This window comes from Segatella sp. (assembly GCF_977051555.1).
The window spans coordinates 37,853-51,914 of the sequence record NZ_CDRSSE010000020.1 but is presented as its reverse complement, the minus strand read 5'-3'; the positions used below and the strand labels follow the sequence as shown (position 1 = coordinate 51,914).

7 protein-coding genes are annotated in these 14,062 nt (G+C 44.7%); 2 read left to right on the top strand and 5 right to left on the bottom strand.

What is annotated here, in order from left to right; all coding sequences use genetic code 11:
• Positions 1 to 145 precede the first annotated feature (145 nt).
• Positions 146 to 1,030 (top strand): Rpn family recombination-promoting nuclease/putative transposase, encoded by an 885-nt coding sequence (locus ACWJAO_RS06720; protein WP_449139693.1) that lies wholly within the window; start codon positions 146 to 148, stop codon positions 1,028 to 1,030.
• Positions 1,031 to 1,088: 58 nt separating this feature from the next.
• Here ACWJAO_RS06720 and ACWJAO_RS06715 read toward each other — a convergent pair whose 3' ends face one another.
• The 5 genes from ACWJAO_RS06715 to ACWJAO_RS06695 form a co-directional block, all read right to left on the bottom strand.
• Entirely contained in the window at positions 1,089 to 2,261 is a 1,173-nt protein-coding gene (locus ACWJAO_RS06715) for a glycoside hydrolase family 27 protein (RefSeq protein WP_449139695.1), read from the bottom strand.
• A 92-nt stretch (positions 2,262 to 2,353) separates the two neighbouring features.
• The gene (locus tag ACWJAO_RS06710; protein ID WP_449139692.1) at positions 2,354 to 3,724 is read right to left on the bottom strand and encodes a DUF6055 domain-containing protein; all 1,371 of its coding nucleotides are present in this window, start codon (positions 3,722 to 3,724) and stop codon (positions 2,354 to 2,356) included.
• Between the two features lie 77 nt (positions 3,725 to 3,801).
• Positions 3,802 to 5,496 (bottom strand): RagB/SusD family nutrient uptake outer membrane protein, encoded by a 1,695-nt coding sequence (locus tag ACWJAO_RS06705; protein ID WP_449139691.1) that lies wholly within the window; start codon positions 5,494 to 5,496, stop codon positions 3,802 to 3,804.
• Between the two features lie 18 nt (positions 5,497 to 5,514).
• The gene (locus ACWJAO_RS06700; protein WP_449139690.1) at positions 5,515 to 8,691 is read right to left on the bottom strand and encodes a SusC/RagA family TonB-linked outer membrane protein; all 3,177 of its coding nucleotides are present in this window, start codon (positions 8,689 to 8,691) and stop codon (positions 5,515 to 5,517) included.
• 188 nt (positions 8,692 to 8,879) lie between these two features.
• Positions 8,880 to 11,729 (bottom strand): beta-L-arabinofuranosidase domain-containing protein, encoded by a 2,850-nt coding sequence (locus tag ACWJAO_RS06695; RefSeq protein ID WP_449139694.1) that lies wholly within the window; start codon positions 11,727 to 11,729, stop codon positions 8,880 to 8,882.
• A gap of 328 nt (positions 11,730 to 12,057) precedes the next feature.
• Here ACWJAO_RS06695 and ACWJAO_RS06690 point away from each other — a divergent pair, with 328 nt between their 5' ends.
• Positions 12,058 to 14,043, top strand: a complete 1,986-nt coding sequence (locus tag ACWJAO_RS06690; protein ID WP_449139689.1) for a glycoside hydrolase family 97 protein — start codon at positions 12,058 to 12,060, stop codon at positions 14,041 to 14,043.
• Positions 14,044 to 14,062: the final 19 nt, after the last annotated feature.

Genomic DNA, 14,062 nt, shown 5'->3' with positions numbered 1-14,062 from the left:
GCACACAGAGCCGATTATTTAAAACGAGAAATAATTAACAGAATTACACGAGCCGTGTGCGGTGAAAGTCGCATGCACGGTTCTTGAAGGGGAAAGTGGGGGCAACCCCACAGACCTACTTAGAATTCTATAAAAAGAACAGATTATGAGATTATCAGAAGAACGATATATCAGCTTACTTACCGACTTTGGTTTCAAACGTATCTTTGGAACAAAGCCAAATAAAGACTTGCTCATCAACTTTCTGAATTCACTTTTCGATGGAGAGCAAGTCATTAAGGATGTCCGCTACCTCAATAGCGAACACGTTGGTGATGTTTTCGCAGAGCGCAAAGCTATCTTTGATGTGTATTGTGAAAATGAGAAAGGAGAAAAGTTCATTGTTGAGATGCAGAACGCTTTTCAGAAATATTTCAAAGACCGATCCCTCTTCTACTCTACATTTCCTATCAGAGAACAAGCTCCAAAAGGACAGGATTGGAATTTCAAGCTAGCCCATGTTTACACGGTAGCATTGCTCAATTTTGATTTTAAGGAAGAAGCTTTCGACCAAAAAGAAATCAACCACGATGTTGGCCTGCTAGACAAAAAGACATTCAAGGTCTTTAACGACAAACTTTCTTTCAAGTATATTGAGATTGCGAAATTCAACAAAAGCGAGACTGAGCTAGAAACGCTGTATGACAAATGGCTCTATGTACTCAAGAATTTACCCAAGCTTGACAAACGACCGAAAGCTTTAAAAGAAAGAATTTTCACGAAGTTGTTTGAAGAAGCAGAAATCGCAAAATTCAGTCAACAAGAGCTACGAGAATACGAGGATAGTCTTAAAGCCTATCGAGACATAAAAAATTCGATCGATACAGCGAAGGAAGAAGGCAGAGAAGAAGGCAGAAAAGAAGGCAGAGAAGAAGGTGTTGCCAAAGAAAAGTTGGCTACCGCAAAGCGTCTTCTCGGCATGGGGCTCACACAAGAGCAAGTTGCCCAAGGAGCAGGTCTTTCAATAGAAGATATAGAGAGACTTATTTAAACAATAATAAAACAAGAAAAACATCCGGTAGCATTAGTTCTATCGGATGGTTTTCTTGTTATTTAATTTTCTTAGAAAGTCTCACCATCAATACACCATGAGCTGGAATGGTTGCCTTGGTATTCTGAGCAGTAGTACCAATATCCTTATGTTTCCAAAGGTCTCTGATTACATATTCATTGGCATGAATGTTCACCTCGTTGGCAAAATAGATAGTCTGGGCTCTCCAGTTGTAGTCCAGCTTCCAAGGGAAATCAGTACGGTTCAGAAAGCAGACAGCCAGTTCTCCGTTGCTCAGAGGCTTTGCCCAGATTTCCTTCTCTCCCATATCCATGAATCGGCGTCCCTGCTCGCCCATAGGGTCCTGGTCAACAGCAATCACTTCCTTGTTGGTCAGTATCTCATGGGTATCCTTATCCATCTTGGTCAAGTCGTTGCCAGCCATCAGCGGAGCTGCCAGCATACACCACATAGAGAAATGAGTGATATACTCATCCTTGGTCATGCCGCCATTTCCCACTTCCAGCATCTCGGCATCATTCCAATGACCAGGTCCGGCATACGGATATAAATCAGCCATCTTGTCAATGACGTTGAGAACTCCTACGCCACCCCAGTCAAAGAGGCATTGGTAGCAATCTCTGATATCGGCAGTAACGCGCCACAGATGTCCGATACCCTTACCCCATTTCCAAGGTTCATGCTCGCCCCATTCGCAAATACTGAGAATCATAGGTCTTCCCGACTCCTTGATTGCATCGCTCATAGTAGCATAAGCAGCTTGCGCATTCTGTCCCTCATCAGAGCACCAGTCATACTTCAAGTAATCTACACCCCATTTGGCATACATCAAAGCATCCTGAAACTGATGACCACGGCTGCCAGGGCGACCTTGACAGGTGTAGCTTCCGGCACAGGAATAAAGTCCGAACTTCAAGCCTTTGCTATGAATATAATCAGCCAGGTATTTCATTCCGTGAGGAAAGCGGTCTGGATCTGCCTGGATGAAGCCAAGCGAGTCGCGTTCTACCTGCCAGCAGTCATCAATAACAACATACTGGTATCCCGCATCCTTCATACCAGTCTCCACCATTTTATCCGCCATATCCATAATCAGCTTTTCGCTGACATTACAACCAAACTTATTCCAAGAGTTCCATCCCATAGGAGGAGTTTGAGCCTGGGCCAGATAAGCAGAATCAGAAACTTCCTTTGGCTTACCAAAGAACATCTGTGCCTTAGAAGGCTGCGCCACAGCAATCGCTAATAACGCAGCCAATAAATACTGAAACTTCAAAATAATAAAAATTAATAACCTTATACCTAAATCAACTTTGTACCATTAAACTTCACTTGATAAGGCCATTGTGCCAATGGCAACTGAGCCAAACTCCAGTGCCCATCCTTTGGACCAGCAGTAACTACAAGCCACAAATGAGCCAATTGCTCGTTTTTAGGCAACTCAAATGAAACTGAAGCATTACGATTGTCAAAGTCTGCTGTTCCAACTTCACCATAGATAGACTTACCCGACTCTGTTACACCAACAAAGCCAAAACGGTAACTACCACACCACCACCAACCACAAGTGTAATTAGGATCACCCATGATATTGTTGAAATTCACAGATACTATTGAACCAGTGGTTGGAACTTCCAACTTCAAAGCATTAAAACCATAGTTTTCTGGACAGTGGCTTGGATCTACCTGTAACCAACCATCACCTATCTCATTCATATACTCTTTAGCACTTGGAAAAGAGTTAGCATACTTACGGGTTACATCACGCACACGGTCATAATCAAAGTTTACCAAGCGAGCATAACAATCATACATCTCATCAAGGAACTGCTGTTGAGATGTTCCTGTCACATTCTGGTATACCACAACTGGATCCTGGTACTCTTGAGCAGCCTTCCAAAGCTTCGCCATAATATCTTTTCCATGCTTCTGACTCCAATACTCTAATACATATGGAGAATGATAGATATTATCGCCATGCAAGAAAGCTTTGTGAGTCAATCCCTTGAAAGCATCCCAATGGTAAGTTTCATCATCTATCCAGTTTGGATTAATCTGCCAAAGCATCCATTGTGAAGTCATCTCATAGATACCACCAAACGTACTATCAAATCCATGTGCTCCATCAGCCTGCAATTGCAACTGGAAGCTATGTCCTAACTCATGGGCAACTGTATTGAGTTTTGGATCTTTCAGTCGATTAGGAGCTGCCCAAAAAGCTCCAATGGTATTATCATAAGTACCACCATACGCAGTGCCATCCAAAGAATACTGAAGCATCACCATCATGCGATACTTGTCAGCCTTAGAACCTTCTGTATGGAAGCCAAGGTCATCACGATAGAACTTATAAAATTTCTCCAACTGAGTTTTGAGATTATCCAAGTCAACACTCATATCAGTACCTTCTAAAGAAGGTGGAGATGCTAAGTCCTTACCAAATCCGCTCTCCCAAAAAATGGCGAGATTTTCAGTATAAGCGGCACGATTATAACAATACTGGAAGGTATCATTACGCCAATCCTGACCAGAGAATTCTCTTGGACGATACAATGATTTGCCATCAGGGATAGGATAAGTTACTGTATAAGGGTCGTGCTCGGTATAATCAGTACATGAAGCCATGCCCAAGAGCAAAGCCAAAGCCCCCAATATATATTTATTTTTTCTCATAAGTATTCGTTTTAATATATTGTTTTTATCGGGAAGGTTCTTTGGCTAACCACAAGAAACCTTCCCTTTTTATCTCTTTACTCATAAGGAGCTCCATCTATCAAATTAGAGCGACGTAACTCATAACGAGGAACAGGCATCCAATAATGCGCCCCAGCAGGAGCCTCACCATTAAATATACGATTGGCTACAACATTACCAGTCTGATACTCCTTGTGTCCATCTCTGTATTTGTAAATGATTACTCCCGTAACAGGCTTACTATAGCACTCTTCCATCTTCTTCCAACGGCGAAGATCAAACCAATGCTGACCTTCAAATACGAGTTCTATCTGGCGCTCGTAATAATAAGCATCCCAAGCTTGCTCTGTATTTGCAGCAGTGGCAGCAGGAAGAAGGGCACGTGTACGCACCTTATTGATATAAGTCATCGCCTCATCGATATTGCCCAACTGGATTTCGCACTCCGCATAGTTGAGATAAATCTCAGCCAAACGAATGAAGAACCAAGGCGTAACATGCTGGGTTGTGCCGTAGTTGTCGTATGAAGGATCCAAGAACTTACGCATAGAATAACCAGTATTGCTGGCATTCCACCACGATTCACCCTGATTACTATCCTTACCAGTTACAACACCATCCTCAGCCGGAATGAAGGTTTCCACTTCACGGGCAGAGTTGCCATATCCCCATTTATCACCATCTAAGATAAATGCTGCATTGAAACGGATTTCACGACCACCCCATGGATAAGAGGTATAACGGTCTTGCAGAACAGGCTTGGTACCATCAGCCATTTGGAACTTATCTACTATTTCCTGGCTAGGGTCAAAGTTTCCCCAACCTTCAAAACCATTTCCACTGCCACAAGGAGCTTGGAATATATAAGAATTATTCTCTCCTGCACCATATTTTGGATCAAAGAGTTTCTCAAAGATAACCTCAGGATTTGTTGGGTCCAAGAACAAGGCACCATATTCCTCACTGTTACTTACCGATTTAAGAGAATATACTCCCAAATCCATGACTGCCTTAGCTGCATCAGCTGCAGCTTGCCATTTTTCACGTGAAGGAGTACCGAAGAGAGGACTTGCCTTATAGAGCAGAATTCTTGACTTCAAAGCCAAGGCAGCTCCCTTGGTTGCACGGCCCAACTCTGAATCATCATATTTTTCGGGTAATAGAGTTGCTGCCTCATCCAAATCCTTACAGATAAAATCTGCAACCTCATCCATATCTGCACGCTTCAACTCAAATTTGTCATTGAGTTGGAAAGTCTTGTCAACCAATGGTACACGACCATAGAGGCTATAGAGCAAATGATAGTTCCAAGCACGAAGGAAGAGTGCCTGTCCTTTTTGGCAATTGCGCTCCGCCTCATCACCAGGCACATTATCAATTTTCTCCAACATAAGGTTCAAGCTCTTGATATAGCCATAAATTGTGCCCCAAGCATCATAACTGGTCTTATCCCAACCAAAGCTATAGGTATCACAGTTAAGAAGACCTGCAGTCACCGTCTCAGAACCATAAAGGTGCTTTTGGAACACTTCTTCAGTATAATTTGAATAACGAGTACCCTTCATGTTTTCTGCCTCAAGGTTGGCATACTGAGCATTCAGATAAATCTTTGACAGAGCCAAATCCCCCCACACAGCATCGTCGGAGTAGCTATTGAGCGGGCTCTGATCAAGTAAGCCGTCGTCACAACTAGTCGTGAGCGAAAGCGTCATTGCTGCGAAAGCAATCGACATAATATATTTTGTTCTCATTGTATGATCATTTATTTGTTAGAATGTGACGTTTGTACCTATGGTAACCATGCGTTGCAATGGATATCCAAGAATACCATTAGAGTTGATCAAGTAGCCATCGTCATTGTAAGAAGAACCGATTTCCGGATCACAAACCTTCATCTTATCAATAGTGAAGAGGTTGTTTCCATTGATATATACACGGAACTTCTCGATACCGATCTTTTGAGTGATACTCTTAGGTATGGTATAGCCCAATTCGATAGACTTCAAGCGAAGGAAGGCTGCATTACGTAACCACCAGTCGGAAGCTACACCATTCCAAGTGTCCCCATATGTCTGCTTGATAAAGGCCTTTGGCCATCGAGCTTTCATATTTTCCTCAGGGGTATTATCTGCACGCCAACGTCCCTCATAGAAGTCTGTAATCATATTCATGGTTGGCTGAACAAGTTGCACAGCTTCAGCTTGACCTTGGAAGAAAACATTCAGGTCGATACCCTTCCAACTACCATTCAATGTCAATCCGTATAGGATTTTAGGTGTAGCCGACTTATTGATTCGAACAGCGTCATCCCATGTAATTTTACCATCGCCATTGGTATCCTGGTAAATCAGGTCTCCAGGCTTGGCATTATCTAGGTGAGGAGTGTTATCCACCTGCTCCTGAGTCTGATAGATGCCCAAAGCATGATAAAGTATAAGTCCATCAATAGGATGGTTGGTTGTACGCTGCCAGTCTGGGGTACTAGCTGCCTCATCCATATATTTCACCTTATTTTCGGCATAAGTAAAGTTACCAGTAACACTCCACTCGAAATCACCCTTGCGATCACGATAGGTAGCCACAAGTTCGATACCAGAGTTATTCACCTTGCCCAAGTTTTCATCTGGCAATACTAATCCAGAATATGATGGAATAGAAGCATTGCGTCTAATCAAGATATCACGACGGCGAGACTGGAACCAGTCGATATCCAATGAGAATTTGTTATTAAGGAATGTAGAGCTAATACCTAAGTTGAGCGTATTGGCAGTTTCCCAAGTTACCAATGGATTGGCTGTTCGTGTCAGATAGAATCCTTTGTTAATGGATCCTTTCTCTCCTGCTCCGAAGTAAGCACCAGTTTGTGTAAACTGATAAGTTGAAAGGTACTGATACTTAGAGATATTATCATTACCCATCTGTCCCCAAGAACCACGAATCTTCAAGAAATCCACTACATTCTTCAATGGTTTGAAGAATGGCTCGTCAGAAATAACCCAACCTGCAGAGAATGAAGGGAATGTACCCCAACGATGACCTGGAGCAAAATTCATGGAACCATCCACACGTACCGTAGCCTCGAAAAGATACTTATCCATATAAGAATAATTTATACGTCCGAAGTAATTCATACGAGTGGTAAGGTCAGAATATCCACCATTATCCTTATCAGCAGGCACGTCACTACCAGCAAAAATATCCATCAACTTATTTGAGAGGAAGTTTGTACGATAAGCATTTATGGTGTGATACTTATACTTACTCTGCTCATAAGCCACGAAAGCCCCCACCTTATGCTTTTCAGCAAAGGTTCGGTTATAACCCAAGCGACCGTTTAATGTAATAGTATAGTAGTAAGAACTCCAATCGTTCAGACTTATTTTACTAGTATCATTACGGCGATTGTTATACTCTTGCTTGGCATTATCGTATTCGTAGAGATCGTAAGGCTGATTTATTTGTTTACCATTCTGCTGAGTATAGTCTAAGCCAGCATATCCCTCCACATACAGACCTTTAGTAATCAAGTCAAGGTCAACATGCAACTTTGGCTTAGCATTAAAGATCAAATTCTTGGAGTTGTTGGAACCAGGAGCACTCGACACCATGACTGCAGCATTATTAGTCAGTCCATCATAACCCGTACGTGGAAGTCCATTAGGGAAATAAGGTGCACTACCAGGGAAGGTACTCATCAAATAAGTAAAGAGATAAGGGGTGGAATAAACACCACGCTTACGCTCCTCCTGACGGAAATTCAAGTCAAGACTTAGCTTTACTCTCTTATTCAGCTTTGCATCCAAATTAGAAGCAAACTGATACTGCTTATAACCATGATCAGAATTCTTATAAATAGCATTCTGATTCATATACTGGGTTGAGAGATAGTAGTTTACCTTGTCTGAACCACCTGAGATAGAGAGGCTATGTTCTGTTTTGGTTGTCCAATCCTTTGCCACTTCGCCCCACCAGTCTGTATTTGGATAGTTGACAGGATCATCACCTGTACGATAATGTTCCAAAGCCTCAGGAGAATAAGTAAGACCGGCCTGACCATGACGGTCGTCTGCATCATACTCATTCACGTAGGTAGCATACTGATATGAGTTAAGCATCTTAGGAATACGGGTAGGCTGAGTGAAAGTAAGACTACCATTATATTGTACTCGTGTACGTCCACTGCTACCACGCTTTGTTGTTACAAGAATAACACCATTAGCCGCACGTGCACCATAAATAGCGGCAGAAGCATCCTTCAGCACAGAAATACTCTCAATATCTTCAGGATTCAAACGGCTAAAGCTACGACCAGCAACACCATCCACGACTATCAGCGGTGAGGTATCACCCAGAGTTCCCTTACCACGTATGAGAATAGAAGCCTCATCGGCACCTGGTTCACCACTACGGTTGTTGGCTATGATACCAGCAGTTTTTCCAGCCAAAGTATTAGCCACATTTGTAGCTGCCACTTTCTGGAGATCGTCACCCGAAATCTGGGAAACAGAGCCAGTAAGAGTTGCTTTCTTCTGAGTACCATAACCAACGACTACAAGCTCATCCAAGAGTTTATTGTCTGCCTGAAGTATAATCTTACCACCTTTAGCAGTAGTAACGCTCTTATATCCAATATAGGATATAACTACAGGAACCTTGCCACCTTTTTTTAATTGTAGAACATAGTTACCATCTAAGTTAGTAACTGTTCCATTAGAAGATCCCTGTTCTACTACACTGGCACCTATAATAGGTTCTCCCTGTTCATCAACAACCACACCCTTAATGGTGGTACCATTCTGCTGAACAACTTGCACAGAAAGGTTAGATGAGGTCTCACTTGCAGCTAGAGTAGGTAATGCCCCCCCACATGCAAGGACCAAACACGCGATAGCTTTTACATAAGCTTGGCTATGTACAAAGCCTGAAATGTTTTGTGTCTGTCTCATTTCTTTTGTTTGTTAGGTTTATAATTGTTTTTTTAAAATTTCGATTGCAAAGTAACAGAATATTTATCATATCATGCCACAAAATCGTCTAAAAAAGTGAAAATATCGTCCAAATCTAGTATATTAGACGATATTTTCGTCTTTTAGCCTATATTACTATTCAGAAATTGCCTTTTCTATTTTTGGGGTTATTGTTTCATCGCCTTCTTCAGCTTTCCCACAGCGGCATGGATCATGTCGTGGGTTCCACTTCCGTCGGTTACGTATTTCTGAACCATTCTGCCATAGCTGATGGCTTCCTTGAGTTCTGCACAGGTGTTATCATCTGGCCAACCGGCACGGCGAAGCAGACCGGAGAGTTCTCGGAGGTCTTCCATCTCGGCAAGGTTGCCAGGACGCATCGTATTGATGGCACGGTTCAGGATGGCAGTAGTGCCTTCCAGTTCATCCTGGGTAACCTTCTTCTTACCCTTTGCCACCAGCTCCTGTGCCTGAGCCATCACCTTCTGCATGCGCTCATAGCCGAATGGTGCCCATGGCGCATACTCCGGAACCTTCTGAGAGAGGGCATTCCACTTCTCCTGATCAGCCTTGCGCTCTGCGGCAAGATTCAGGAGAGAATTCAGTTCGGTGAAATCTATCTTCACCTTCTTGCTCTTATTGCTCTTGGCATCGGTTAGGTTGATGCGGTAGTAGTGGGTGCTGTTGGCGTTGCGATAATAGTCTGGCTGGAATTCCTTGCCATCCAGTTTCAGGGTAAGGAGATTGGCTCCTGCTCCTGTAGTCACGCCGTTTGATTCACCCACAGTAATCTTGCTCAATCGGGAGTCGATGTTCAGCGTAGCCTGGTTCCAAGTCTGTGCCCCCGTACCTGCCATTACCAGCGGTCCGTACATCAGGGTTCCTACCCAGGATGTCTTCAGCGGAGTGCCATCCAGACTTGCCACATCGCTCGAAAGCTTGTCGGCACCATATTCGATATGCTTGCTGAATGGCATGTCGATTTCTACGACATCGCCCACCTTCCAGTGCTTCTGCTCCAGTTCTACATAGGTGCTAGGCTGATAGCTCTTTGCCACTTCCTTGCCGTTCACCTTGATGGAGAAACCTTGCGTAGCCCAGTATGGCACACGGAGTTTCAGGGTGAAATCGCCCTCGCCTTCCGTAATCCTGATGGCTGAATGCTGTGCCGGCCACAGGCAATCCTGCTTGATGGTCACGCCCTTCTCCTTCCAGTGGAGAGTGGTTGGCATATAGAGACCTACCCAGAGGGTATGATCGTTGGCAAAATAAGCCGACTGCTGGTACTTGGTATGGTTTTCAGAACCTGTACCGCCACAGCAGGTGCTCTGAGGAGTCTCGTTGCCGAATGGCTTGGTAGCATTCAATCCTACTGCATACTGATAGCAGGTCTGATACTGGTCCGGATTGAGCGAACCGATAATCTGATTGTACAGCGTGCGCTCGATATAATCGAGATACTGCGCTTTATCAGGGTTATAACAGTTCAAATCCTTGCTCAGCTTGACGAGGTTATACGCACAGCAGGTTTCGTTGATATCCGGATAAGCCTCCGATTCGCCTTCCTGCAGTCCGTTGGTTGCCATACTCAGAATCTGTGTGTATGGCTGACGGAACATCTCTCCGTTACCTACACCACCCATCGCATACATGTATCTGCCCTGCACCAGACTCCAGAAGTTCTGTGCCAGATTGTAATAGTATGGCTTCTGATTACTCTTATAACTGCGCAACGCTCCGATAATCATCGGAATATGCTGGTTGGCATGGCGGGTACGGATGTCGTCGATGTTCTTGCTCAGCGGATCATAGAACTTAGGCGCATCGAAACAGTTGGCAGCCTCGAGGAGCTTCGCCTTTTCATCCGGATTGGAAACCATCTCAGAAAGACGGGAGAGCGATTCGCTCATACCTCCCACCTCACCGGCGATGTACATGTCCCACATCTCGTAGCGGTTGCCCGGCTTGGCTCTGCGCTCATCCTGGGTGCCGTCCTGCTTCACGTGAGTGCGGTAGTGCATGCGGTTCCATACCCAGAGTCCCATATCCTTGGCAATAAGGAGTGCCTTATCGCAGATTTCCTTATCGTCAAAGTAGGTGGCGATGTCTATCAGACCGGCAAGCTGCTTGTGTACGCTGTAATAAGGTGCCCAAACCCATTCGGAGTTATTGTAGGCACGATACATCTCGATAAGAGCACAATGCTGAGCCGGAATGGCGTTGATATAGCCGTAACCATACTGTTCTGGATGCTTCTTATACTCATCAAAAGCAGCCCAGGTTCCCTTCATCTCTCTGAGTTCAGCCTCAGGAGCGAAATCACGAGCCTCCCAGTTGCGCTTCAGATCCTTATTATATACAAAGGTCATCTCCTGATACTGTCGCAACTCATTCACCATACGGGTGATGTTCTTGCGGAGGATAGCCTTCTGCTCAGGATTGGTTGCCACAGCGTATGCCTGTGCGATTGCCGACATATAATGACCAGAGCCATGTCCCTTGAGTTTGGTATCCGGCGAATCCCAGCCATCGCTCTTGGTATAACCCTCCGTGCTCAACCCATAGGTATCACGATAGTTGTAGAGTTGCTGGGTAACATCCCAGGAACAGATTTCACGGATAGCCTCATCGCGGTTGTGGGTAAGTCGGTTGTCACCATCTATGCTCACATCAGCGAGCGAGAAGGTATGAGCCACTTCCTTTTCAGGAGTCTGATAGCCTCCAGCCACCACCTTGATTTGTGCCTTGACAGGATATCCATTGTCGGTTGTCTCGTCACCAATCACAAAACCACCTATCTCATATTGGCTTCCGGCAGGATGCTTCTGCACATCAGCCTCAGCCTGCTCATCAGCAAGCGGAGAGTTAGCCCAGCGTACCTGGCGATACTCTGAATAACCATCGGAATAGGTTACCCACACGAGATTAGGAAGTCGGGGAACTGTGCCCACCGGACAATCCACTGATATGGCACCCACCTTAGAGATGGAGCGATAAACCGTGGCTGCAGTTGTCATTCCCGGCAAACAAGCTACTCCTATTAATAATGTGAACTGCTTTGAATTCATACTGCTAGGTTTAAAATTGATACGTTTTTGTTTCTGCTTGCAAAATAACAGAAAAAAACAACGAAGTCCTAAAATTATCGTACACAAAGATACAATTATCGTCTAACAGGGGGCTTTTGATACGATATTTTCATCATTTTGGACTTTCTTTGCATTACATAAACAATTCTATTCGTAAATTTGCAGCAGAAATAAAAACTTGTGGTAATCCGGTAATATAGGCATTGCCATCAAGCGAACAACAAAACGGACAAAACAACAATAAACCTAGAAAGTTATGGTAAAGAAACTCTTTTTCATCGCCACCTTATTATATATAGGGGCAACAGTATCGGCAGAGAACTATCTGGTAAAATCACCAGATGGTAAAATCGTGGCAGAACTCAACACCAACAAGAATCTCTCTCTTCAATTTAAATACAACGGCTCCATTCTTTTACAGGAGTCTTCAATAGGTGTAACGCTGAACGATGGAATGGACATGGGTAAGAACCCGAAGGTAGCAAGCCACAAGCTTAGCAACCATAAGGAGAGCATCCATGCCCCATTCTATCGTCAGCAAAACTTTGAAACAGGTTATCAGGAACTGAATCTGAAACTGAAGAACGGTTTCGGCATCATCCTGAGAGCTTACGATGAGGGAGTGGCTTACCGATTCTACACCCAGCGAAAGGGCAAGACCATCATCCTGAATGAAACCGCCGCCTACAAGTTTGGCAAGGACAAAAAGGCATGGTTGCCTTATACCACGACTCCCGAAAAGCCATTTGCCATGGCTTTCCAGAATATCTATCACGAAACACGGCTCGATACCGCTAAGCAGGATTTAGCCTTTCTGCCAGCTACCGTAGATTGCGGCAAGGCAAAGGTTACCATCCTGGAGAGCGACTTGGAGAAGTATCCGGGCATGTGGCTGAAGGCTAACAGCAGCGAACAGGATAAAGAGAAGGGAATCCTGAGAGCCGCCTTCGCTCCCTACCCTAAGGAGATGGCTTACTACCCTTGGCGACACATGACCCACGTAAAGAGTACCTGCGATTATATCGCTACCAGCACCGGCAAGCGCAATTATCCTTGGCGCATCTTCGCCATCACAGAGCACGATACACAGATGCCAACCAACAACCTGGTGTATGCACTCGCTGCTCCCAACAAGATTGGAGATACTTCCTGGATCAAACCGGGAAAGGTGGCTTGGGACTGGTGGAACGACTGGAATCTGAAAGGTGTGGATTTCAAGGCGGGCATCAATTTTGAAACTTACAAATATTACATCGATTTTGCTCATAATCACGGTTTGGAATACATCGTCCTTGACGAAGGATGGTACAACTCGAAAGAGGGAAGCATTCTGAAACCGATAGACGATATCCAGTTGCCTAAGCTCATAGAATATGGTAAGAGCAAGGGCGTGGACATCGTACTCTGGGCTGTGTTCAACGTGATGGACGAGAACCTGGAAACCATCTGCAAGACCTATGCTGATATGGGCATCAAGGGATTCAAGGTGGATTTCATGGACCGCGACGACCAGACAGCCATCGAAATGGTGGAACGTCTGGCTGCCTGCACCGCCAAGCATCATCTCATCCTCGACCTGCACGGTATCTACAAGCCACACGGTCTGAACCGCACCTACCCTAACATCCTCAACTACGAGAGTGTCTTCGGTATGGAAGAAAGCCGCTGGACAGAGGCTAAGAACGATATGCCGCTCTACGACGTTACCTTCCCATACATCCGAATGATGGCAGGACAGGTGGATTTCACACCGGGAGCGATGAGAAACGGAACCCGCGATAACTGGAAGGCAATCTACACCAAACCGATTTCGATGGGTACCCGATGCCACCAGGCTGCCTGCTACCTCGTGCAGGACAGTCCGTTTACAATGCTTGCCGACACTCCTACCAACTATGAGGCGGATGAGCCATATACCCGATATATCGCTTCATTGCCTGTAGTCTTCGACAAGACCATCGTGCCACAAGGCGAAATCGGAAAGTATATCGTTACCGCCCGAAAGAAGGGCAACGACTGGTATGTAGGCGGTCAGAGCAACTGGGATGAGCGCACGCTCACCCTGAAATTTGATTTCCTCACAGATGGCGATTACGAGGCAATCGTACTGAAAGACGGCATCAATGCCAACCATGATGCCGAGGATTATAAGATAGAGAAATCCGTCATCAATCAGAAATCAGAATTGAAGTTCCATCTTGCTTCAGGCGGTGGATTCGTTATTAAACTTATTAAGAAATAAATATTTAGAAAAGATGTTC